This window comes from Pedobacter sp. WC2501, assembly GCF_052682415.1.
Genome location: NZ_JBQZFI010000001.1, coordinates 3,143,702 through 3,169,676 on the forward strand (window position 1 = coordinate 3,143,702; position 25,975 = coordinate 3,169,676).

General features: G+C 38.3%; 19 protein-coding genes. All 19 read left to right on the forward strand.

What is annotated here, in order from left to right; all coding sequences use genetic code 11:
- Positions 1 to 34: 34 nt before the first annotated feature.
- The 19 genes from ACUN24_RS13490 to ACUN24_RS13580 all read left to right on the forward strand — a co-directional run bounded on the left by ACUN24_RS13490 (position 35) and on the right by ACUN24_RS13580 (position 25,972).
- Positions 35 to 1,024: a hypothetical protein gene (locus tag ACUN24_RS13490; RefSeq protein ID WP_445562947.1), complete on the forward strand. Its 990-nt coding sequence runs from the start codon at positions 35 to 37 to the stop codon at positions 1,022 to 1,024.
- Complete coding sequence (locus ACUN24_RS13495; protein WP_445562948.1) at positions 1,021 to 1,962, forward strand: hypothetical protein; 942 nt, start codon at positions 1,021 to 1,023, stop codon at positions 1,960 to 1,962. The genes ACUN24_RS13490 and ACUN24_RS13495 overlap by 4 nt, the downstream gene beginning before the upstream one ends.
- Positions 1,962 to 2,993 (forward strand): hypothetical protein, encoded by a 1,032-nt coding sequence (locus tag ACUN24_RS13500; RefSeq protein ID WP_445562949.1) that lies wholly within the window; start codon positions 1,962 to 1,964, stop codon positions 2,991 to 2,993. Before ACUN24_RS13495 ends, ACUN24_RS13500 begins: the two co-directional genes overlap by 1 nt.
- 3 nt (positions 2,994 to 2,996) lie before the next feature.
- Complete coding sequence (locus tag ACUN24_RS13505; RefSeq protein WP_445562950.1) at positions 2,997 to 3,947, forward strand: hypothetical protein; 951 nt, start codon at positions 2,997 to 2,999, stop codon at positions 3,945 to 3,947.
- Positions 3,948 to 4,039: 92 nt separating this feature from the next.
- Positions 4,040 to 4,978 (forward strand): hypothetical protein, encoded by a 939-nt coding sequence (locus ACUN24_RS13510; RefSeq protein ID WP_445562951.1) that lies wholly within the window; start codon positions 4,040 to 4,042, stop codon positions 4,976 to 4,978.
- Positions 4,979 to 4,981: 3 nt separating this feature from the next.
- Positions 4,982 to 5,818 (forward strand): hypothetical protein, encoded by an 837-nt coding sequence (locus tag ACUN24_RS13515; RefSeq protein WP_445562952.1) that lies wholly within the window; start codon positions 4,982 to 4,984, stop codon positions 5,816 to 5,818.
- 5 nt (positions 5,819 to 5,823) lie between these two features.
- Positions 5,824 to 6,603 carry a hypothetical protein gene (locus tag ACUN24_RS13520; RefSeq protein ID WP_445562953.1) on the forward strand — a complete coding sequence of 260 codons (780 nt, stop codon included), beginning with the start codon at positions 5,824 to 5,826 and terminating at the stop codon, positions 6,601 to 6,603.
- A 78-nt stretch (positions 6,604 to 6,681) separates the two neighbouring features.
- Positions 6,682 to 7,461 (forward strand): hypothetical protein, encoded by a 780-nt coding sequence (locus ACUN24_RS13525; protein WP_445562954.1) that lies wholly within the window; start codon positions 6,682 to 6,684, stop codon positions 7,459 to 7,461.
- Positions 7,462 to 7,531: 70 nt separating this feature from the next.
- Entirely contained in the window at positions 7,532 to 8,461 is a 930-nt protein-coding gene (locus tag ACUN24_RS13530) for a hypothetical protein (RefSeq protein WP_445562955.1), read from the forward strand.
- Entirely contained in the window at positions 8,458 to 9,462 is a 1,005-nt protein-coding gene (locus tag ACUN24_RS13535) for a hypothetical protein (protein WP_445562956.1), read from the forward strand. The genes ACUN24_RS13530 and ACUN24_RS13535 overlap by 4 nt, the downstream gene beginning before the upstream one ends.
- A gap of 3 nt (positions 9,463 to 9,465) precedes the next feature.
- Positions 9,466 to 10,341: a hypothetical protein gene (locus ACUN24_RS13540; RefSeq protein ID WP_445562957.1), complete on the forward strand. Its 876-nt coding sequence runs from the start codon at positions 9,466 to 9,468 to the stop codon at positions 10,339 to 10,341.
- Between the two features lie 93 nt (positions 10,342 to 10,434).
- Complete coding sequence (locus ACUN24_RS13545; protein ID WP_445562958.1) at positions 10,435 to 11,673, forward strand: hypothetical protein; 1,239 nt, start codon at positions 10,435 to 10,437, stop codon at positions 11,671 to 11,673.
- Entirely contained in the window at positions 11,661 to 12,026 is a 366-nt protein-coding gene (locus ACUN24_RS13550) for a type II secretion system protein (protein ID WP_445562959.1), read from the forward strand. The genes ACUN24_RS13545 and ACUN24_RS13550 overlap by 13 nt, the downstream gene beginning before the upstream one ends.
- Positions 12,007 to 12,483: a hypothetical protein gene (locus tag ACUN24_RS13555; protein ID WP_445562960.1), complete on the forward strand. Its 477-nt coding sequence runs from the start codon at positions 12,007 to 12,009 to the stop codon at positions 12,481 to 12,483. The genes ACUN24_RS13550 and ACUN24_RS13555 overlap by 20 nt, the downstream gene beginning before the upstream one ends.
- A 1-nt stretch (position 12,484) precedes the next feature.
- Complete coding sequence (locus ACUN24_RS13560; RefSeq protein WP_445562961.1) at positions 12,485 to 13,624, forward strand: type II secretion system F family protein; 1,140 nt, start codon at positions 12,485 to 12,487, stop codon at positions 13,622 to 13,624.
- Positions 13,625 to 13,866: 242 nt separating this feature from the next.
- Positions 13,867 to 17,382 carry an RHS repeat domain-containing protein gene (locus ACUN24_RS13565; RefSeq protein ID WP_445562962.1) on the forward strand — a complete coding sequence of 1,172 codons (3,516 nt, stop codon included), beginning with the start codon at positions 13,867 to 13,869 and terminating at the stop codon, positions 17,380 to 17,382.
- 7 nt (positions 17,383 to 17,389) lie between these two features.
- Complete coding sequence (locus ACUN24_RS13570; RefSeq protein ID WP_445562963.1) at positions 17,390 to 20,866, forward strand: DUF6443 domain-containing protein; 3,477 nt, start codon at positions 17,390 to 17,392, stop codon at positions 20,864 to 20,866.
- Between the two features lie 7 nt (positions 20,867 to 20,873).
- The gene (locus ACUN24_RS13575; protein ID WP_445562964.1) at positions 20,874 to 21,362 is read left to right on the forward strand and encodes a hypothetical protein; all 489 of its coding nucleotides are present in this window, start codon (positions 20,874 to 20,876) and stop codon (positions 21,360 to 21,362) included.
- Positions 21,363 to 22,675: 1,313 nt separating this feature from the next.
- On the forward strand, positions 22,676 to 25,972 hold the full coding sequence (locus ACUN24_RS13580) for a hypothetical protein (RefSeq protein ID WP_445562965.1): 3,297 nt from the start codon (positions 22,676 to 22,678) through the stop codon (positions 25,970 to 25,972).
- Positions 25,973 to 25,975: the final 3 nt, after the last annotated feature.

Below are 25,975 nucleotides of genomic sequence, written 5' to 3' on the forward strand. Positions count from 1 at the left end.
TAACAAATCTAAAACCGATAAAAAAAACCAAGTTATGAATTTTAAGTTTTTAGTTGTTTTCTCGATACTATCTGGAAGCACGCTCGCCTATGCGCAAAATACTCTTCCTACTAACGGAGCGGTGGGTATCGGTACACTCACTCCAGGTGCGCCGCTTCATGTATTCGTTGGTCCGGACAGCAAACCAGCAGGTGTGGTTTCAGCTGCTCAGACAACGTTAAAGTTATCGCGGTTTGGTACAGGGAACTATAGTTATCATGAATCTGCTGAGTTTAGGGTTGCCCATGGTGGACCCTCCGCCTGGGGTTCAAGGTTAGATTTATATGTGAACGGAGCACACAATGAGAGCAATGTTCCGGATCAGCATGCCATGACCTGGCAATACAATGGAAATGTGGGGATAGGTACAACAGATCCTGGTGCAAAATTAGATGTTATAGGTACGGCAAAATTTGGGGGGCAGAGCGCGAATCTTGATATAGCTGGAAATCCTGCCGAATATCAAAACTTAAGTAGTACAGGTAAAATGCTTATCGGGTGGAATAGGACTGCCGGACATGGAGAAACTGATTTTATAGCAAATGAAGGGGGTGGGTCTCAAGGTGGATTCGCCTTTTATAGTTATAACAATGCCAGTCAAGAGAAACAACTGTTAAGGTTAATGGGCAATGGAAATGTAGGCATCGGCATAGCCACGCCATACGAAAAACTGTCTGTTAATGGTAATATCCGCGCAAAAGAAATTAAAGTAGAAGCCAGAGACTGGCCTGATTATGTTTTTGAAGAAGGTTATCAGGTTGGAACCTTGGAAGGGTTGGAAAGTTATATCAAAGCCAATAAACATTTGCCAGAAATTCCTTCTGCTAAAGAAGTACAGGAAAATGGGATAGCATTAGGTGAAATGAATAAACTGTTGCTTAAAAAAGTAGAGGAAATTACGCTTTATCTCATTCAAAAAGATAGAGAAATGATAATGATCAAAAAAGAACTAGAAACGCTAAAATCTAAAACTCAAAAATTATGAAAAACTTCAAATCATGGATCATCTTAATTGCTTTATTAATGAGTTATCACTTGGGTAAAGCACAAACCATATTGGGCGATCCAAATACAAATAGCATTACCAAACTTTATGTTTACGAATATTATCACCATACGGTTGAGCAAGAATGGATAAAACTATTTTCGATAAAAAACTACAATCCTTCACAAGGTTTTTGGGGCAAAGGAGGTGTGGCTGGTCGTGCTTATTTTGTAGATTATCAAGGATTGGGAGGTAGTTATATCGATTTTTCTTTTCCGCAAAAGTTATCGGGTACACAAAAACCCATAATACAGTTATCTGGAAATTCTGCTAACCAATTACAATGGTATGCAAAAATCTCAAATGAAAATGGGAATGAAGAGCTTTATGATGTTTATATCAAAACACCCATTGCAAATCTTGGCTTAACTTTTCTAATTAGAGGTAATGATTTCACCCCTTATTTTCAAAAAGAAACCAATATACCAACGCAATTTACCTGGTCATCAATTGCTAATCCAGAAAGTTTCTCTTTTTTTAACAATGCTGGCAATATTGGTTTTGGTACATTAAACCCCACAGAAAAACTTTCGGTTAACGGTAAAATCCGTGCAAAAGAAATCAAAGTAGATGCCGCCAACTGGCCTGACTACGTTTTTGAAGACGGCTATAATGTTGAAACGTTGAAAGAGTTGGAAAGTTATATCAGGGCCAATAAACACTTGCCAGGTATGCCTTCAGCTAAAGATATTGAGGGCAACGGATTGGAACTGGGCGAAATGGTAAAACTGCAACAAAAAAAGATAGAAGAACTCACTTTACATCTTATCGAAAAAGAAAAACAGCTTCAAAATCAAGAAAATAAGGTCAATCAGTTAACATCAAAACTCACCCAACAGGATAAAACCATCCAGAAAATCTTAAAGAAATTAAAATAGTGAAAAAAAAGATCAAATTAACAGCACTCACCTTATTCTGCTTTACCTCTTTAATGGTGAATGCACAAACCGCTATAAGAGATAATGCCGGTTTACAAGGCAATGCTGGAGCAGTATCCGGCTTTTTTGAAACAATCGCTCCAGTAAATTACCCCGCGGGCGCCAGTAGCTGGTGGCATTTGTTAGATGTGCGGCACAGTAACAATATTAATAATTATGCGATGCAGTTTGCCGGTAGTTTTTTTAATCAGGATTTATATTTTCGGAAAACGAATAATAACCCTGGGCAGCCTTGGCAAAAGGTAGTAATGGAAAGTGATGGAAAGGTTGGTATTGGAAAAACCCCAGAATATAATTTTGATGTAGCGGGTACCGCTAGAGCAGAGGGGCAGGCATGGTTTAGCTATGGCAATATAGGGATGGGTAGCTATTCTTGGACCAACGCAGCTCTGACTACCAATAGTATAGAAATTGTAAATAATAATGGAACGGTAATTAACTCATCACCAACATTAGCATTTCATAGATATGGCAGTGGAGGCCCTCAGTTTAGACTCGCGGCTGACGGCTCAAACATACTTTATTTAGAAAGTGCAGGTGCAAATTCTTCCCGTAGTCCGGTTCCGTATGGTGGAGGACCAAATTCTTATTTTTCTAAATTATACATTGATGCAGATCTTACTGCGATGGGCAATGTTGGTATTGGAACGGCTAGCCCCAAAGAAAAACTTTCTGTAAACGGTAAAATCCGTGCCATAGAAGTCAAAGTTGAAGCCACCAACTGGCCTGATTATGTTTTTGAAAAAGGTTATAAGGTTGGAAAATTGGAAAGCTTGGAAGATTACATCAAAGTAAACAAACACCTTCCGGAAACTCCTTCAGCTAAAGAAGTGGCCGCCAATGGAATTGAACTAGGTGAAATGAATAAACTTTTACTGAAAAAGATTGAAGAATTAACACTTTATGTAATCGAATTAAAAAAAGAAAGTTTAGACCAGCAAAAACAGCTCAATCAGTTAAAAAAACTATAAAAAATGATGAAAAAAATCTATTTATCGCTCGCTTTAGCCTGCTCCTTCGTTCTGGTTCAGGCACAAACTCAAACCAGAATTGATGCCGGCCTACAGGGAAATGCAGGCGCTGTATCAGGTTTTTTTGAAACATACCAACCTGTTAATTATCCTGCTGGGGCATCTGATTGGTGGCATTTATTAGATGTTCGTCACAGCAATACTAATAATAATTTTGCGATGCAGTTTGCCGGTAGTTTTTTTAATCAGGAACTATATTTTAGAAAAACCAATAATAACCCTGCACAAACATGGTCTAAAGTATTGCTAGAAACAAATGGCAATGTGGGGATAGGAACCAGTACACCAAATTCTTCACTTACCATCCGATCTGGAAGTACAGGTGTAAGTATCGAGCCAGGTGCAAGCCCATATTTTGGTATTTTAGCATTTAATAGAGAAGCGCGCACTGGAGCCATATTCGATCCTTCAGGAAAAGCATTTCAAATCAATAATGGTGGAGGTGACCAAAATCTGCATATCCAGGTTTACAATGGTGATGGTACATTGGTAACCCTCAATTCGTTAGTTATTTCGGGAACCAATGGAAATGTAGGCATTGGCACAGCAAACCCAACCGAAATGCTTACCGTAGCCGGAAAGATTGGCGCCCGTGAAATTAAAGTCTCTACCAATGCAGGTGCCGATTTTGTGTTTGAGCCTGATTATAAACTCACAGACTTAGCAGAACTTGAAAAATTTGTAAAAACCCATAAACACCTGCCTGATATTCCGGCAGCAAAGCAAATGGTAGAAAACGGGGTAAACCTGGGAGAATTAAATATTAAACTCTTGCAAAAGGTGGAAGAACTTACCCTGCATCTGATTGAGAAAGATAAGCAGATGAATACTTTGCAGGCTGTGGTAGATGAGCAGACTAAAATATTGAAAGAAATCCGGAAGAAAATTAAGTAAATCACTTCATAAATTTTTGCCCCTTAGGTAGCAATTTACTGCCCCTAATAAACTTAAAGAAGATCGGAATAATTAACCAAAATAAAACTTGCATGAAATATCTCTATTTAATTTTAATCATGTGCTGCGCAAATATGGCCTTTGCGCAGAATTATAATAATATCGTAAACTATAGCTTAAATGGTACACCTGTGCATGGTGTTAAAATTAAAACCAATTTGCCATTTACGCCTGCAAGTCAAATGCCGACCATTAATATTACCGGTTATAGTTATGGCCCAAGCGAACCTATTAATTTATCAATATGTTATTATATTTATTCGGGTGGGAGTAATTGGGATGATCCTGTGAATTATTATTTTCACTTTCCAAGCATTTCCTCTTCAGGAGCTTACACACCAAAAGTGCTGCTTTCTTCCGAAAATGGTAAGGTAGTTATTTTTATAGACGATAAAATTTATTTCCAACGGTTTACCGTGAGTGCTTATGCACAGGGAATGAATGAAGCTTCGAGTTGGTTTGCAGGATGGACTACCGCGGATGAACCTTTGAATAGTTCAAAAACCGTGGAGGTTCCTTATAAAAACAGATTTAAAGGAGATGTCTCCTTTTCAGGAAATGGGATTTGGAATACGAATGGCAGTGTAGGCATTGGTACAACCAACCCGCAAGAAAAACTTACCGTAGCCGGAAAAATTGGTGCCCGTGAAATTAAAGTCTCTACCAATGCAGGAGCCGATTTTGTATTCGAGCCCGATTATAGACTCCCAGCCTTAGCAGCACTTGAAAAATTTGTAAAAACCAACAAGCACCTTCCTGAAATTCCAACAGCCAAACAAATGGTTGATAACGGTTTAAATCTTGGTGAACTGAATATTAAGCTGTTACAAAAGGTAGAAGAGCTTACCCTTCATTTGATCGAAAAGGAAAAACAGCTTAATAGTGAAAAGGCAACAAATAAAAAACAACAGCAACAGATTGATTTAGTAATAGAGGAATTGGCAAGTATCAAGAAAAATATTAAACAGTAAAATATGAAGAAAATTCTCGCTCTTGTAATCCTTAGCGCAGGCTTTGGAACGGTTTCAGCGCAAAGTGTATTTCCTACCAACGGTGAAAATGTTGGTATAGGAACCACCAATCCAACATCAAAATTGGATGTACTCGGTAATATAAAAAGCTTTAATGCCGCATTTGGTCAAACAAATATGAGTACAAGTACAAAGAGCTATGCTAATTTTAGTTCAAATAATCATGGATCTGTACTAATGTCTTCTAATCTGTTTTTTTCTGACAATGATGATCAGAAAATTGCTAATACACATAGTACAATGTCTGGTGCTTCAATCGTAATTCCGGGAAATTCTCAGAATCATCAGGGTGGTATTATATTTTATACCAATACGCCTGGTCCGGTAACTGAAGGCCAGACTTTCACAGGGTCGCTTTCGATGCTGATTAAAGCTAATGGCGATATTGGAATAGGCACTGCTACACCTCGCGAAAAACTATCAGTAAATGGCAACATCCGAGCCCGTGAAATTAAAGTAGAAGCCAGCAACTGGCCTGATTATGTTTTTGAGGAAGGTTACGATGTTGGGACATTGAAAGGATTAGAAAGTTATATTAAAACAAACAAACATCTGCCTTATATGCCAACCGCTAAAGAAGTTGAGACAAATGGATTATCGGTTAGCGAAATGTTTAAGTTACAGCAAAAGAAAATAGAAGAATTAACCTTGCATCTTATCGAAAAAGACAAAAACATTTCCGACCAGGGAAAACTATTAAAATCGCAGGCGGCGCTGCTGGTTGCTTTTCAAGAAAGATTAAAAAAATTAGAAGCTTCTACAGTTCACATTAAAAACTAAATTTTATGAGATCGATATTAACAGCTTTTTTTTCCATTTTATTTATAAATGGTTTTGCGCAAGATTTACAAACTGTTACTAATCAGGGTACATCAACAAATCGGGAAATCCAGTTCAGATCATTGGCAAACCCAAACAAATATGCTTTTGCTGGTGGTAACCCTGGCTATGCAAGGATTGGTGCATATGATATAACAACTGGTTTTGATAACCTGATTATCGAAGCTGCTAATATTGGTATGGGCACAAATAATCCAATAGGTAAACTTGATGTTCGTGGAGCCGCATTTATCGGCACAAGTGATCTCTTATTGGGATCAAATGGATCTTTTATTCAGATTGATCAGGGTAATGTTTCTGGAAATACTTATAGTCAATTAAGGGCTTTTAGCAATGGAGGAGCCTTAACCAACAATTTAATATTACAAAATAGCGGCGGTAGGGTTGGTATCGGTACCACAAACCCAAGTGATATGTTAACCGTAGCCGGGAAAATTGGTGCACGAGAAATTAAGGTTTCTACCAATGCAGGAGCCGATTTTGTTTTTGAACCTGGTTATGAAATTCCTGACTTGAAAGCACTCGAGAAATTTGTAAAAACCCATAAACACCTGCCCGAAATTCCAACAGCTAAAGAAATGGTCGAAAACGGGGTAAACCTTGGCGAATTGAATATTAAACTATTACAAAAGGTTGAAGAGTTAACCCTGTATTTAATAGAAAAGGACAAAAAAATAGATACACTTATTAAAAGAGTTGAAGCTCTTGAAGACAAAAGAAGATAAATAATAAGCTTTTAGGTAAACCTATTAGTTTTACATCTAAAAAACATATAAAGATTAGATTATAACCAAAACAAAATTATGAAACTAAAACTAACGCTCTTTTTAAATTTTGCATTTTCAAGCCTGTTGTTTGCACAACAGGAACAGTTAACATTTACCCACCAGAATATCAATTTCTCAGCTGCACCAAGAACCACCATTAACCCAATGTCAATAAAAATGTGGGATAATTATCAAAATGGAGGCCCAACGGAGTATGGAACCGTTATGGAATTTTATGGTTTGGGTGCACATCAAACCGGTCAGTTTTATTTCGCAGGCTGGGATAATTCGAAAATAAGGTATAGGGAAGCTTTTTATGCCCAGAATACCTGGTCTGATTGGATGACTTTACTGGATTCAAAAAATAATGTAGAATCTACCGGAAGATTAATGATAACCGGACAGGGTAACCATTACATCAATGGTGGCAACGTTGGTATCGGTACCACAAACCCAAGTGATATGTTAACCGTAGCCGGGAAAATTGGTGCACGAGAAATTAAGGTTTCTACCAATGCAGGAGCCGATTTTGTATTCGAGCCCGATTATAGACTCCCAGCCTTAGCAGCACTTGAAAAATTTGTAAAAACCAACAAGCACCTTCCCGAAATTCCAACAGCTAAAGAAATGGTCGAAAACGGGGTAAACCTTGGCGAATTGAATATTAAACTGCTGCAAAAAGTAGAAGAACTCACTTTACACCTGATTGAAAAGGATAAACAGCTCAACAATCAAAATACAAAGGTTAATGATCTCGAAAGCAGGCTGGCCCGGCAGGAAAAAATGCTGAGTGAAATGCTAAAGAAAATGAAATAAAGGCTCCAAAAAGCGAACGTATCCTTCAGCAACAAAATCAAAACAGTTAAAAATCTAACAAAATTAAAAAATGAAGAAATTAATGCTTTCCATAGTACTCATGTCATGCTTTATGGCAGGAGTGGCCCAACCATTTATAGTTGGTGGTGATTTGGATAAATTTTATCCGGTAGTGTTTGCCGATCTCAACTGGGACAACAATAGTCAAACAGAACTTGAAATCGGCCGTTCTGATGTTCATAAAGATGCAAATTGGAGAGGATCACTAATGTCTACATTCAGGTTTCATACGATCAGATGGGGTAATGGTGCGCGTTTTACCGATGTAGACATTAGACAAATCAATAATGGACTTAATGTTAATGTTCCTTTTATTGCGGGATATCGCGATGCAACAATAAGTAATGCATCTTATGATTTTGTAATATGGCTTAAAGGTGGGGGTACCACTTATTATGTTAAATCTGCTGCTGTTCAGAATCCGCGTGTTTTTGATGGGGTGCAAAACGCGCTACCTTACCAGGAGATTAACGGACCTGCCCATACCTTTAAAACCTCGATAGATGCGTACGTCAATTCTTCAGGAAAAAGTGATGAGGGAACAATTTATAGCCATAGCGGTGGATTAAATTATTTGAATGGCAATTTGGGTTTGGGTACAACTGACACAAAGGGATTTAAGCTTGCCGTAAACGGCAATATCCGTGCAAAAGAAATTAAAGTAGACGCCAGCAACTGGCCTGATTATGTTTTTGAGGATGGTTATAAGGTTGGAAAGTTGGAAGAATTGGAAAGTTACATTAAGGCTTATAAACATCTTCCTGAGATGCCAGGTGCAAAAGAAGTGGAAAGTAATGGGGTAGAACTGGGTACCTTAGTGAAAAAACTCCTTAAAAACCAAGAAGAACTTACGCTTCATTTAATCGCACAAGAAAAAATAATTAAAGCAATGGAGAAAAAATTGATCATCCAGCACAACTTAAAATCTAAAAGAAAATGAAAAATTATCGCTTAATCTTAATGCTTGCGCTGTTTTTTTTCAATAGCGTCCAGGCTATCGAAAAAATAAATAAAAATTCGGTTTCCAGTTTGGTAGTTGATGGTTATGAAACCAATGTTACCTTTCCTGCAGGCTTCTCCGTTGGCGATTATATCGAATTTGTGGGTGTTCAGCCCATTTCAGCTGGCGCTTCAGGTTTTTATGAGATTTCAATTGCCTACACCAGGGGCAACATTGCTGCGGCTGCTACGCATATTGCAGCAATTTCTCATGCCAATCCGAATATCTGGCGGGAAACCGGATGTTCGAACAGGAACAAATATGGAGATGTGCAACAAAATTTTACGATAGATTGCAATACCCAATACGGCAGCCCAAGGTTTAGGATACGCGCTATAAATACTTTTGGAGTACCAGAGGTTCCGCTTTTGGTTTATATCAAAATAAGATCGATAAACTTTAATGGCTCATTTACGCCATTAAGCGCAACAGGCAACGATTTAACGGTAAACAAGTTTTTACCCATGACAAACGAATGGGAACTTTATGTAGGAACTTTAACGGGGTCCGGAGCAGGAGCATCAATTGCGATAAAAGCATTGGCAAATGGAAATGTTGGCATCGGCACAGCCAACCCACAGGATAAACTAACCGTAGCTGGAAACATTGGCGCCCGCGAAATTAAGGTTTCCACTAACGCAGGAGCCGATTTTGTGTTTGAGCCCGATTATAAACTTCCTGATTTAAATGAGCTTGAAAAATTTGTTAAAACCAACAGACACCTGCCTGAAATTCCAACAGCCAAACAAATGGTTGATAACGGCTTAAATCTTGGTGAACTGAATATTAAGCTGTTGCAAAAGGTAGAGGAGCTTACCCTTCATTTGATCGAAAAGGAAAAACAGCTTAATAGTGAAAAGGCGACAAATAAAAAACAACAGCAACAGATTGATAAGGTAATAGAGGAATTGGCAAGCATCAGGAAAAATATTAAACAGTAAAATATGAAAAAAATTCTCGCTTTTGTAATCCTTAGCGCAGGCTTCGCAACGGTTTCAGCGCAAAGTGTATTTCCTACCAACGGTGAAAATGTTGGTATAGGAACCACCAATCCAACAGATAAACTTCAGATAGAGGGTAATCAATTTTCTATAAGAAATTCAACAACCAACAATGGGATAATTTTTAACGTAAATGCTTTCGGACATCCCGCTATTTTACCGACTAATGGAATAGGAACAATGGATAAAAGCTTGTTACTTGCCCCTTATGGTGGTAATGTTGGTATTGGAACTACCAGTCCAACTGCAAAGTTAGAGGTGGGGTCTGGTGGTGATTTTGATCAACTTAGTTTAATAAAGAACACTATAGAGGGTAGTAAAGGGGCGGGAATTGTTTTTAAAAACATTGTTAATGATGGAAGCATAACAGAAATTGGTGGGATACAAGCAAAATTGTTGCATGGTGGTACCGGATTGGTAGCCAGTTCTTTAAGTTTTTACACCAAATACAATGCGGCGAAAGTTGAGGCACTCACAATAAACCCTCAAGGGGATATAGGCATTGGTACTACCTCTCCACGCGAAAAACTATCAGTAAATGGCAACATCCGTGCACGCGAAATTAAAGTAGAAGCCAGAGACTGGCCTGATTATGTTTTTGCTACAGATTACCGCCCACTCACTCCGGATGAACTTGAACGATACATTTCGGTTAATAAACACCTGCCGGGTCTTCCTTCAGCAAAAGAAGCGGAAGAGAATGGTGTCGAACTTGGGAAAATGAATAAAAAACTGCTTGAAAAAATCGAAGAACTTACGCTGTACATGATTAGCCAGCAAAAAGAAATTAATGAACTGAAGAAGAAACGGGATCGGTAAACAATTGCCAGTTTGCAGTTAACAATTAATAATAATATGCGGTGAACTAATGACCCAGTGAACCAATGACTAATGAACCAATGAACTAAAAATATGCTCAAAGCAGGTGCCTTATATTTCTCGATAATTGTTGCTTTCCTGATCGCGGTGATTTGTGCATCGCTGATCATGCTGGCTGCGCATTATCGCGGAAGTTATCTGAAAGAAATGCGGATGGCGCGGTTAAGCAGAAACATGGACTCAGGCATAGCCTATGTACTTGCCGAAAATGAAAATACGAGCGATAGTTTAAAGGGCCTGGATCTTTTCGGTGATCAAACAGATAGTGTGCTCATCGAGAAAAAAAAATGGGGAATCTTCACGCTCGCTACGGTAAAAAGTTTTGTGCAGGCTGATACAATCAGGCGCAGTTTTATGATGGGCCTTGAAACCACCAATGATGCCATGGTGCTGTACCTGAGCGACGAAGACCGGCCTTTGTCGGTTAGTGGCGATACCCGGATCACCGGTAATGCAGAAGTACCCAAAGCGGGGATGCGGAAATCTTATGTAGAAAGCAGGCCATATTCAGGCGATCAATTGGTGTATGGAAAGATTAGCGACAGCAAAAGAACACTCGGCGGACTGGAAAAGAAATGGATTACCGAAATAGAAGAGAAACTGGATTTTGACCCCTCAGCACTTCCTATATTAACTGCGGGTGATGAGCAGGTCTCTTTTTTTACGCCTGCAAAAGAATTTGATGTGTCGGGATTTGCAAAAATGAACCGTAGCCTCTCCGGTCATATTACCCTGTATTCAGATACCGTAGTGAAGATCTCTGCCGACGCAAAACTTGATAATACAGTTATTTATGCCAAAGCAATTGTTGTTGCCGATGGCTTTAAAGGAAACTGTCAGCTTTTTGCGCGCGATTCTATCACTGTTGGGAATAATGTGGTTTTAAGTTATCCTTCAGTGCTCGGCCTGGTAAGCAAAGAAAAAATGGTTGATCAGGCAAAGGTTGTTTTGGGCAATGATGTTCTTTTTAATGGAATCATATTTAGCTATGAGCCTAAAAGATCGGCTTTGCAAACGTTGGTTGCTCTTGGCGAAAATACAATTGTAAAAGGGGAGGTTTACGTAACCGGACTCCTCAAACTGGCTAAAAAAGTAAAAGTAGAGGGGAAGGTTTCCTGTAACCGTTTTATCATGCAGACGCCTACCACTTTATACGAAAATTTTTTAGTAGATGTAACCTTAAATAGAAAGGCCAGAAACCGTGTTTACCTTACTTCAGCCATATTTACAGGGGTTTCGGGAAGCAAAAAGATACTCAGATGGGAAAAGTGAAAGGAAAGAAACTGGAAGGATCAACACTGATTGAAGTGTTAATTGCGATGGTGATCATCATGGTGGTTTTTTCTATTGCGATGGGGCTTTTTTCCAATGTGCTGAGCGGTGGGGTTTCGATGCGTAAAGTCCAGATCAATCAACAGCTTGAATCGCTTAGGCTGGAGGTGATCAAAAGTGGAAAAATAGAACAGGAACACCTGGTTATCGATAGTGTAGATTATGAACTGATTAAAACTGAACAGGCTTCCTCCGAAACTGACCTCTTAGAGATTAAAGCAAATGATCATGGAACTCCTGCGGGAAATATTAGGTTCCTTTTAAAAAAGAACAATGAAATCAAAGAAGATTGAAGCTTATACCATGATGGAGGTGGCCATAGCCATGCTCCTGGCTGCAGTATGTATGAGCATCTGTTATACTGCATACAGCATGATCGGCGATTATTTTCAGACTTTCCAGAAAAGGAATGCTTCAGCAGAAGAAGTGTTAACCATGCGTAGAACAATGGAAAAAGATATTTCAAAAGGACGGTATTTAATCAGGACTGCTGAAGGGATCAATATTCCTGGAGATAGCCTGAACATCACTTACAAATTTGCCGATTCTGCCATATTGCGAAAGGCAGAAGGGTTGCGTACCGATAGCTTTCATGTAAGCCCGGTAGAGGCCAGTTTTCTTTTTGAAGGAAGGGAAGCCCTTGAGCTGGATACCGTTGACCAGATCAGTTTTAAACTCAAAATGGAAAAACAGCGGATGATTCCGGTTACCGTAGGGAAAATGTATAGTGCCCACGATTTATTTAACTAAGATGCCATCAATAGATCTATCAAAAATTCAGAAAAAAAACACGCCACTCAAAGAAAAGGAAGGGGCAGGTATTTTTGACTTTTTAAGCAAGGATATTTCCTTTGGAAAAGGCAAACTTTCTGACAAGAAAAAAGAAGGTTTTTATAATGAACTGGGTACGCTGATCCGTTCGGGAATCGATATTCGTTCGGCACTCGAACTTACCGCGGGTTCTTATACGCAAAAAAAAGACATGGAACTTTTTTCTTCCGTACAAAAACAGGTAATAGAAGGTAAATCGCTGTCCGAAACCATGCAGGCTGAATCGAAATTTAGTCCTTACGAATATTACAGCGTAAAAATAGGAGAGGAAACAGGTAAGCTGGGCGAGGTATTGGGCGAGTTGGCGAAATACTATAAATCGAAAATCAGCCAGCAGCGCAAAATTATCGGTGCAATTACCTATCCTTTACTCGTACTTTTTACTTCTTTTGGTGCGGTATTTTTTATGATCAAATTTGTGGTGCCCATGTTTGCTGATGTTTTTAAACGTTTTGGCGGCAAACTCCCATATATCACTTCGGTTATTGTGAGTTTTTCTGATTGGTTTGACCGTTACATTTACCTCATGTTATTTGCCATAGTGGCAGTGGTCATCCTTTATTTTATTAACAGGAATAAATTCTGGTTTAAAAAAGGAGCCGCTTTGCTGTTGCTCCGCATCCCGGTAGTGGGCGAAATTACCCGGAAAATCTACCTCGCCCGTTTTGCCAATACCATGCGTTTACTCACCGAAACCAATACCCCCCTGCTTCAGGCACTGGAACTCGTTAGGCAGATGATTACCTTTTATCCCGTAGAAAATTCACTCAAATTGGCAGAAAAGGATATTCTTTTAGGAAGCAGTCTTTCGGCAGCACTTTCCAAATACGATTTTTATCCCGCAAAATTTATCCAGATGATCAAAATCGCCGAAGAAGTAAACCGGCTTGAATATTTCTTCGAGCAGCTTTCAGAACAGTATACCGAAGAAGTAGAATACAAAACCAACGCCATCAGCGGTTTACTGGAACCCTTAATCATCATTTTTTTGGGGATAGTGGTAGGCGTAATCCTGATTGCAATGTACCTGCCGATGTTCCAGATGAGTAGTAGTTTTTAAACCTTTAACAATCTAATTAATGCTTTACAGTAATTTACATCAAAGGAATATTTGGAATTTTAGCCATAAAATACAGGTATTTAACTGCCCGATTTATCATGGTTTATTTATTTCATTACTCCAGAATGTACCTTCATGTTTTTTAAAAGCATTGATCGTCAAATAGATTTAATTTATAGATAGGTGTCATTTAACTTTAGTTAAGATTACTATCATCATTTCTAACTTATCGCAATAACCAAATGCTTAGATACATAATTGCCTCATTTATTTTTTTTCTTTCAGCCAATTTCCTTTATGCTCAAAAAGAGCTCCAGGTTTTGACTCCAAATGCAGCTTCACTGTCTAAATACGCCGAATATCCAGTTTCCAATTACACGGGTATACCTCAAATTTCAATTCCCTTATATACGCTCAAGACTAATGTCATCGATATACCGATAGCCCTTAGCTACCATGCATCGGGCGTTCGCGTCACTGAATCGCCAAGCTGGGCGGGTTTAGGATGGACATTGAATGCTGGCGGCGTAATAACACGTGTTGTTAAAGGTTATCCAGATGACTATTCGTCTGACAATTTTGGATTTGCCAATGCGGGTATAAAGTCAAAGATCAGGGCTTCAAGCTTGAGCGATTATAATACTGTATTTGATGAAACTGAACGACTAATGATGGAAGCTTCGGCTCCTTCAGTAACTACCATAGATGATCCGATTTCTGAACCTATTGATACCGAATTCGACCTTTTTTATTACAATTTTTTAGGCCATACAGGGAAATTTACTTTTAACAATGAAGGAAAGATACATCTTCTACAAGAATCAAATTTGAAGATAGAGTATATAAATAAAAAATTTAAAATAACTGATGGACTGGGGGTTGTGTATACATTTAATGATGTGGAGGAGGACAACATAGTGTTTTCCTCATTCCCGGATATGGTGGCACATTTTTCTTCGAGCTGGAATTTAACTACAATCTTTAATCCTACAACTTCCTCTGAGGTACATTTTAATTATCAAAATTATGTTAACGGAGGTGCGTTTAATAATATAGATAATGAACCTGCCTTCTACTATGATCACATGAAGCTATTTGACGATTCATTTTTTTATGGTGACGATGCTGTTAGTGAATTAAATTTAGCTGGAGAACCAGCGAATTGGCAAATATACTTTAAAACGATGCTACACCAACACCAAAGGAATTTAAATGGTGCCAACAATAAAACTATGAAAGTTCTGTCGAGTATTATCAGTCAATCAGATACTGTTCATGTATATCATAAGTATACTAAGCCTGAATTATTAGTTAAATCATACATTTCATGTATACTCGATAGTCTGACAGTTAATTCATCTAACAATAAAGTATTTAAGGCAAGATTTATTTTTGATTTTTTTGAGGGGGCAAACCAATCAGTAGGAAAATATAAACTGAAGTCTTTGTTGATTGATGATAAAGCATATAATTTCCAATATTATGAAACCTACAATGGAAAGTCGCCTTTTCATGATCTTCCCCTGGGCGTTCAAAGGGGAAGGGATTTATATGGTTATTATAATGGAGAGGATGCTGCTCCTGTAGAACCATACTTCAAACCTTATCAGTTCTATAATTATTCAGAAACAAGATTATATAATCCCACTCTTTTTTTCGCAACAAACAATAGTTCCTTTCGAAATCCGGATTGGAAATATGCCCAGGTTGGAATGCTAAAAGAAATTCAGGAACCTACCGGAGGAAAGACTTTATTTGAATACGAAGGTAACGAATTTTCAAATATAGGTTATCTTGGAGCAAATAAGATAGATAACGATGAGAACATCCAGTTAAGATTTGATTCACTTAATACAAAACGTGCATCAGCTATTTCATCAATGAACCCTTATGAACAGCCAGCGACTAACGTGGTCGAATTTCTCTTACATAGCGATCAAAATGTATCTATTACCACCAATATAGGAATGACTCCATCATTAATTGGTCCAAATATATCTTTAAGTGAATACCTGAATTATATCGGATTAAATCCAAATAGTTTTGCCAAATGTTTGATAAAAAAATTTAATAATACCACAGCTCAATTTGATGTTATTTATGAACGCAATTATAACGCTGTTGATTACATAGGTACACCTTATGATGACGATAACTTTAATTACAAAAAAAATCAATCCAGGTTTACGGAAAATACTTCATTGTTGCTGAGTGAAGGAAGGTACGTTATAGAAAATTCGTGTCTGGGGCCACTTTATCAAAGCAATTTACAGGTTCAAACTAAATTTAATTATAAAACTGGAAACATTTATAATGGATATGGTTTACGTATCAAAAAAATAAGCTATCTGGCCGCCGAGGCACCTGCAATAGTTAAAAATTATTCATATGGTGCTGGTGGTAATTCATCGGGTGTATTGGAAACGCCCATAATAAACGTGATTCCTAAGATTCAATATTTTAACAGATCTAAGCCAATGGTGTTGTATGGTTTTAGCGGGGCTTTTGTAGAGCGATCCCTGTTTTTGGATATGTACAAAAATACACCTGTTAATGTACTTAATCATTCTGGAATTGTTATAGGCTATGCTGATGTTGCCGAGAGTATGGATGATGGAAGAAAGACTGTTTATCATTACGCAACTGGTGCAAGAAATCCGTTAAACGGCTATGAGGTAGGAGGAGATGAATATGAGGTTAGGGATTATCTGAATAATAAAATGTATACCAATATAACGAGGGATAATTCACCATTTCGCGGAATATTAAGGGAAACCGATTACTATGACGCTGCTAATCAAATTAAGAAGAAGGTGTTTTCTGATTATTATGGCGGGGAAATGCCAGGATTCGAAAGTATGTCTATGGTGTTAATCCCGAAAAGTGTTCCTAATAGGCAACCTCTTAATTCTTTAATTAATCCTGGTGCTTATAGTTTGATTAATCTTGAACCCAGCTATGTCCATACGTATGGTGTAAATAATTCTAAGCTGAGAGATTCAATAGTCAATTATTTTCAAACCGGTATTGTAACGGAGGTAACGAGGTATGAGTATAATTTTGAACAGCAATTTTTGCCGGTAAAAATAACTGCACGCAACTCCCAGGGAACGCAGAATTCAACTTTATTTCGGTATCCGAAATATTTCGCTGATACCGCTATCTATAATAAGATGGCAAATGAATTGAATATTGTAGAACAGGTTATAGAAAAAAAAGAATATGTAAATGATAATCTTGTGAGCGCTATCAAGACCCATTTTGGAAATCCTAATGGCAATGTCGTTGTTCCATCTTTCGTTCAAAAAAGTATTGGTACTGAACCTTATAAAGATGAAGTAAAGTTTTTGAATTATGATAGCAACGGGAACCTGTTAAGCTTTAAGTCTGTAAGTGGAATTGATGTATGTTATGTTTACAGTTACTCAAATAAACTTCTTATTGCAGAAATAAAAAATGTTAATTACAACACGATTCAAACTGTCCTTGGCGGGACGGGAACAATCTCGAACTTTGCCAATTCCAGCCCTTCAGATACCGAAGTTATCAACTTTGTAAATACTTTGCGGTCATCTCCTCTTCTTAAAGATGCACTAATTACAACTTATACCTACAAACCATTAGTCGGCGTGACTTCTCAGACAGATGCAAAAGGAATGACGACTTATTATGAGTATGATGTTTTCGGTCGGTTGAAATATGTAAGAGACCAGAACGGTAATATCCTAAAACAAACCGATTACCACTACAAAAACTAACGCCTCTATGAAAAAACATCTAAAATATTTTTGCGCGGTAGCATTGCTGTTGCTGTGCAGCCGCTCGTATGCCCAGAAAGTTGTCTCTGTTTATAACGGGGAAAGCGAAATCAGTGCTCCCTTGAGTGTAACGCTGACCGATGGTTTCCATACCACTGGTCCTGTGCGGATTTTTACCACGGGCTTAAGTTATAGAAACTGCGTACCTTTTGTATCGGCGGCGAGCAGTAGCCAGAACTACATCAGTACGAGGGTATTCAAACAGCCGGGTATAGACCCGAACAATCTTTCGGGCCGCAGCATTTGTGAGGTAAACGAAACGATTCAGTATTTCGATGGCCTCGGGAGGCCTTTGCAGACCGTTCAGGTGCAGGGCAGCCCCGGTTTTAAGGATATTGTACAGCCTGTAGCCTACGATGCCTTTGGACGTGAAGCCAAAAAATACCAGCCTTATGCCGCACAGACCGGGACTACGGGTAATTACCGTTCAGGTGCCCTTGCCGATCAGCTTGCATTTTACAACAACCCTACAGCAGGGGTAAAAGCTACAGCCTATCCCTTTGCCGAAACGGTTTTCGAAGCTTCGCCTTTGAACCGGGTGTTACAACAGGGGGCACCGGGCGAATCCTGGCAGATCAGTGGAGGGCATACCCTAAAAACCGATTATGGTACCAATATACAGAATGAAGTTAAGCTTTGGATCGTTAACAATGCTGGTAATGGTGCAACTGCGGCGACAACGGTTTACGGAGCTGGCAAACTGTATAAAACCACCCTTAGGGACGAAAACTGGAAATCAACTGATCTGAAAGCAGGCACCACAGATGAGTTTAAGGATTTTGAAGGGCGTGTGGTGCTGAAACGGATCTGGGAAACAGATGGCAAAAGCCTCAGTACCTATTATGTTTATGATGACCTTGGTAACCTGCGTTATGTATTGCCCCCGGCGGTGAACGAAAACGGGCAGGCCGCACTAAGCAGTTTCGACGAGACGCAGGCTGTTTTCGACCAGTTTATTTATGGCTACCGTTATGATGGCCGCAAAAGACTGGTGGAGAAAAAGATCCCTGGCAAAGGCTGGGAGTTTATGGTTTACAATAGGCTAGATGAGCTGGTAATGAGCCAGGATGCCAACCAGCGGAACAAAAGCCCACAGGAATGGAATTTTACTAAATATGATGCCTTCGGCAGGGTGGTAATAAGTGGACGTTACATCGATGATTTGCATAATGGACAGTCAGTCACCAATTATAGATCCGCTTTTCAGGGGATCGCAGATGTAGCTGCTGCCTACGAAAAGCGCGATGCTTCAAATACACAGACCGGTTATAGCAACGATGCCATTCCGCAGGGCAGTATCGGTGATTATTATGTGCTGAACTATTACGATAATTACGATTTTACAGGCAATAGCTTTGGCCCGCCTACAGGTAGCCAGGCCCCTGCAACACGTACCAAAAGCCTGCTTACGGGTACAAAAGTGAAGAACCTGGGTAGCGGAACGATGCTGCTTACGGTAAACTATTACGACCTTGAAGGACGTGTAGTGCAGAGCAAGAGCAATCACCACCTGAATGGTACCGATGTAGTGGACAATACCTATAACTTTAGCGGCGAGCTTACTGCGAGTACGCGTACGCATACGGCAGGGAGTTCAACTACAACGATAGCCAGCCGTTTCGAATACGACCATATGGGGCGTAAAATCGCCAGTTTCGAGAACATCAATAACCAGGGTGAGGTGGCATTAAGCCATTTGGAATACAACGAGATCGGGCAACTGACCAAAAAGAACCTGCATAACGATACCCAGACTACCACTTTTGCCTATAACGAGCGTGGCTGGATGAAAAACAGTATATCCGATCAGTTCAGTATGAAACTTGATTACGAAGACGGTGCTGCACAGGGTTATAATGGAAACATTACGAAACAGTACTGGGCATGGAGCAATACGGCCAGCCCAACAGCAAACATTTTCAACTATGGTTATGATAAACTGAACCGATTAGGAACAGCGGCCACTGTGGCTGGGGTATCCATGAGCGAAGCATTGACCTATGATGTGATGGGCAATATCGCGAGCCTTAACCGTGATGGTGCTGGTGCCAAGGTATATAATTATTACAATTCGGGAAACAGCAACAGGTTGCAGAGCGTAAGCGGGCTGACTACACAAAACTATGAATACGATGCCAACGGTAATGCAATCAGGGATGGATTGAGCGGAATCAGTTTGACCTATAATTACCTGAACCTCCCGGCAACGGCAATGCGTACCACAGGTACAGCTGTTAGCCTGTCATACAATTACGATGCTTCGGGTAAAAAACTGGCCAAAAACAGCAATGGTACGGTTAGGAACTATATTGATAGGATAGAATACAAGCCAGATGGTACTACAATCGATATTATTCATACTGAAGAAGGTGTGGCACAAAACAATGGTAGCGGAGCATACACCTATCATTATAACCTAAGCGATCATCTGGGTAACGTACGTTATACCTTTGACGTGTTGAACGGCATTATATCGCCTTTGCAGAAAGATGACTACTATGCTTTTGGAAAGAGAAAAACTTCCATGCTGGGATCAGTAGATAATAAGTATCTTTATAACGGTAAGGAGTTGCAGGAGGAGTTAGGAGCTTACGATTACGGGGCGAGGTTCTATGATCCGGTGATTGGCAGATGGAATGTGGTGGATCCGCTGGCGGAAGCCTTTGGTTATGCCTCGCCGTACAATTATGGATTAAATAATCCTGTTCTCATGATTGATCCAAATGGAATGGAAACTAAATCTACTCATACCGATGCTCTTGGTAACGTCTTAGCTATTTATGCTGATGGTGACAACGGAGTATATAAACACAAAAATGCAACCACAAATGCAGAGGTTGACAACCTTTATCAAAATAGTATATCAACTTCAGGAGGGGGTGAAAAGATGGGGGAAACTTGGACTCCTTTCGGTTTCGCAGATTTTGGTGATTACGAAAAGAATGGCGTAAACAATAAAAATCAAGTCAAAGTTGCTGAGGGTGCCAAAATTGATTTTGATTCGAACTTTGCCACTCAATCAGTTCGAGAGATTGTCAAAGCTAATCCATCAGCTTACGAATATGCAAAAAAAGCAGGTACAAAAGGGGATTGGGACATTAAAACCCATACTCCAAATGGGAATACCTCCTATGGGTCATTGCTATGGGATAAGTATGCTTCAGCCAGAGATGCTGGAAATATTGCAGCTGGAATAGTCGCGAAATCATCGAATATCCCAACAATTATTATCGACTATGGCTTTGGCCTTTATAATGAATCGGGAAATAATAAGTTATTATCGGGTATTAGAGGGATTCGGGACTTAATAAATTTAAGTATTGTTCCGCAAGCCACGATCCCAAAGATTCTAACCACAGTGTTTACAGGTGAAGATAAACTGACAAGAGCTGGTATCAATGTTGGGAAGAATATATATAAATAATTTTACTATGAGAAAATTTACAATTCTTCTTCTATTATTCTCCAATTGCTGTTGTATGTTTGGGAAAAAATTTATAACACATTATCGTTTGAACGGTATAGTTGTAAGCCGTTATGATGAAGGAAAAAAAAGTTATTTTTATTATGGGTATTGTAATAGTGTGGTAAATATAACCCAAAAAGCGTCCGTAATGGTAGATTGGCAATTTGACGATTTTTTGCAAGCATCCCTAATTTTTCATAAAGACGGAAGCGTTGAAATGCTAAATGATGGCGGGGGATCTTATAAAAATTTAAAGACAAATAAGATTTATTACAAACATTATGAAAGCCGAGAATATAATAGAATAAAGAAGCCTTACTTACCCCCAAATAGCCTCAATAATCTTTGCCGCTTAAGTGACGATTTAGGTTATGAAATTCGGGAAAATAAGAGATTAAAAAGCGATGTGTCGATAAATAGTGAGTTAGAGGCCGACAATATGATTTGTAAATAATAACCAACTGTTCTTAGCGTCTCGCTAGGACCAAAATGTAACATACATAACAAGCCTAGCAGTTTAAATTGCCGGGCTTGTTATTTCTATAGCAATCCAAGTTTGATTAGCCTTGCTTTAATTGCCTCCAACTGGCGCAAGTCTTAGTGTGTTGGGCAATGTAGTAGATGACTTGTGCCTGGGGATATAATAAATTAGAAGCCCAACATTTCTGCTGGGTTTCTAATTTTTGCACCAGTTCAAGTTTAATGCGCCTGGCTTTAATGGCTTCATAAGTCCTTGATTAGCGTCTTGCAAGTTCTGTAATCTTGGCGCCATTACCAAAGCGTTCTGCAAGCAATGCATCCTCTTCTTCACCCCAAGCCAGATCCTGGTTTCCTTTTTCAGCGATGGCTTCGAGTTCGTTAATGGCGAAGAATAGCGTCCTTATGATTTCGGGCTGGTTGTATAGGCACTATAAAGACGAATTGAGGCTCAGCTCATAAAATTCCTTAATGATACTGAATGGTTTTTGGCGAAGCTGGCTATAATTTTAGCCTTTACATTATTTCGCTTATTTTAATTTCAAGGAGGTTTGGAACGTAATAACGATTATTTCAAATAAGATTCTTTTTTTCAATGCTTAAAACCAATCCTCATAACAATAATTGTGATTTTGCTGCTTTTATGAATAAAATAATTATTTTAGAATATATATTATTTAACGCTCATTTATGAATGCAAATCCAACAGAATTAAAGCTTTTTTTGCTTATTTTAAAAGTTATAAAAGGTATAAAGCAGCCTTTCGGCATCACTTTACAAATAAGATTTTTACCCCGCAAAATTTATCCAGATGATCAAAATTGCTGAAGAGGTAAACCACCTGGAATATTTCTTCGTGTAGCTTTCAGAACAGTATACCGCAGAAGTAGAATACAAAACCAATACCATTAGTGGTTTACCGGAATCCTTAATCATCATTTTTTTGGGAATTGTGGTAGGCGTAATCCTGATTGCAATGTACTTGCCGATGTTCCAGATGAGTAGTAGTTTTTAAAATTTAACAATCTAATATTAATGCGCCATAACAATTTATACCAAATAAATATTTGGAATTTCATACATAAAATACAAGTATTTAATTGTCCGATTTATCATGACCTGATTAATTTCGTCACCTCAAAATGTACATTCATGTTAAGAAAGCATGGTTCGTCGAAAAGATTTTGTATTCTTTCTTCCTATGACATTTATATATAAACTCATTTATACTTTTTAATAATCAATTGTTGCCAAAAGGTAGCGGCACATTGGTGTAATTTTTAATAGCATATGAAAAAAAATAAATTTTCACATTTTAGGGGCGCATTTGGCATTGTAATATTGCTTATGCCTAGTTATATTTTTGGGCAGAATAGACCTGGGGTAGTAAGCGACCCCGTTTCTATATTAAGCAGTTCACCCGAAGCTAGTGCACTTGGTAAATTTTCCGAAATTCCAGTCGGTGAGTACACTGGCATTCCTAATATAGATCTTCCTATCTGGCAGATTAATCAAGGCGATATAAATATGCCAGTTAATTTATCCTATCATGCGGGAGGAATAAAAGTTGATGATATTGCTTCCTGGGTAGGTACAGGTTGGACTTTAATTTCTGGTGGAGAAGTAATAAGAGTAACAAGAGGGGTACCCGATGGATTCAATTCTCAAGATGCTGTGAAACGTTATGTGAATAATCAGATGACTAATCAAGAAAAGCAAACATTTATAAATAGTGTTTACCGGGGAAATAATGATTCTGAGCCTGATCTCTATATCGTTCGTGCGGGAGATTTAAATTTTAGCTTTTTTGAAGATCAGCAGGGCAACTTTCAACTCATGTCAAACAACCCAAACGTTAGGATTCAACGCGATATAAATAATATTGACTGGATAATCACCAATGGAAGAGGGGTGAAATATAAGTTTGGCGCACGGGAATATTCAGAAGCCGATTCGCGTTTTAGAAAATCTGGGGCTTCTGAAATAGATGGAGGATATTTTTTTGATGCAAATACTTGGTTTTTGACTGAAGTGGAAGATACAAAAAACAATCAAATTTTCTTTGAATATGCAACTAATACGATCTCTTATCTAACACGTGGCACAGAAAAAGTTAAAGTACCTGCCAACCCCAATGTTGATTGTCAGATGTATAGTGAATTCAGTTATACGTATAATACCATTTCTAGCAAAAAAATTAAATCTATAATATTTAAAAATGGCAGAATTAATTTTTATGAAGGGAGCGCCCGGTTGGATTGCAATGGAGATAAATCGATTGATAGGATTGAGGTGCTGGATGGTTTAGGAAGCCTGATTAAAAAAGTGAAGTTTTTTACCAGTTATTTTGAAAATAATTCAATTGGTACTTCAGGCCTTAACTATTTTAACGTTATGGACCATAAGCGGCTTAGGTTAGACTCTTTAAGGGAAGAAAGTAACAATACTGTTAATGCCCCTTATAAATTCAGTTATAACTATTCAATAGGATTGCCTTATCGAAATTCAAATGCACAGGATCACTGGGGATACTTTAACGGACAGGATAATGCAACATCGGTATCCTATTATGATGGCTCTTCACCTGTTAAGCAGGGCGCAAATAAAGATATAGACCCTAGCAGTACTTTAGAATTATCGTTAGCCGCAATTACTTATCCAACTGGTGGAAGTACATTGTTTGAATTTGAAAATAATAGGTTTATGTTGAAGAATGATAGTCCAGCCGCGAATGAGTATCTTTATATTGAGGACGAAGTGCGTTTGACCGGAAATAATAATAGTAGTGACACTGAATTTCATTTTGAAAAACAATTTACCATCACCGAAGAAGATCTTCAGGGCAGTGGTTCAGCACCTGCTCATTTTAGACTTTATCGCGAGGGATTTGATCCAAATACATCGGCAACAATTGCTTGTTATTTAACCAAACCTAATGGTTCGACTGTAGGACTTCAGGTTGGTATTTTAAATATTTATCAATTAACTGTTGGGACTTATATAATTAAAGTTGATCTGACTACTGAGTATGCAGGCAATCCTTATGTATACTTCGATTGTGGATTAATTTTTAAAAAATATGTTAAAAATAATGGCCCAGATCCCTCGGGTCCAGTGGAACTTGTTGGACCCGGTTTAAGAATAAAACGCATTACGAAAAAGCCTCTTAGTGGGCCAGATTTGATCGAAGAGTTTAGTTATAACGATCCGGTTTCTGGAAAAACAAGCGGTCTTTTAGGTAATATTCCTGACTATGTATTTTCTCAGGTTGTAAAACGCGTAAAAGAATTTGGAGGTAGCAATCAACTCGGGGAATTTTATGAATGTAATTATAACGTTTACTCATCCACCTCAAATCGGTCTCTTATAAATAGTAAAGGATCTTATGTTGGATATAGCGTGGTTACCAGGCAAAGTCTAGGCGATCAGGGAAACGGTAAGGTCGTTTCCAGATTTACTAATTTTTCAGAGTTTAACGACCTTAATGCCAATACTGGGTTCCCCTTTCCGCCTAACTCATCACAGGACTGGAAGCGCGGGCTTATTTTAAACAAGCTTATCTATGATGTTAATGGAATAGTTAAGAGAAGTGAATCATATAAGTATAATAAAATTGAGAACTCCACTATTAACAATTATGGTTTAAAGGTTGTAGCAAATACATTAATGGATTTTAGCGGTGCAGATGAAAATCAAATTTATAATGGATTAAGTGCAGTTAGATATGATATAGCTACTGATAAATACGATCTCGTTGCAGATACTATTATTGATATGGATAGTGGAATGCCGTTAATTAAGCACAATCAATATTATTATTCAAACAATGGATTCAATCTCAATCAGATCGAAACATCATCAAGTCAAGGTTCAAAAATTGTTAAATATTATTACCCAAAAGACTATCTGAACTATGCAAGTAGCTCACCTGTTTTATCCTCTTTATTGGAATATAATATATTAGAACTCCCAATTGAAGAGGTTTTTCTGAACAAACGTGATGGTATTGAAAAAGGGATCGGTGGTATTGCGAATGAGTATGGGTATGATATAATCGACCAAACTAAAGTTTTTTCGCTAAGAAAGATTTATAAAGCAAATGTTAATCAGATTGGATTGACCGATAGATATGATTTTATTCATTTACCTGCGTGGTATGAAGAAAGGGTAGCATACAGCTTTAATAACAGCTTTGGCAAGCCAAGAAACGTATTAATTAATAAAAATTCAAATAGTGTGTATCTCTATAGCTATAATGGCCTATACCCAGTTGCTGAAATCAAGAATGTAAACTACCCAACTATTGAATCTCTGTTAGGAGCTCAAGTCATAGAAGCTTTTAGTAATAGGATATCACCTGAAAAAGCAGATGTCGATGCATTTCTTGCTCCTTTAAGATCATCAACTTTACTAAAAGAGTCTCAAATTACCAGCTATACTTATAAACCATTAATTGGCATGACGAGTATGACGGATGCTAAAGGCATGACCACCTTTTACGAATATGATGCCTTTCAGCGCTTAAAAATAGTTAAAGACCAGAACGGCAATATCCTGAAACAAACTGACTACCATTTCAAAAATTAACGC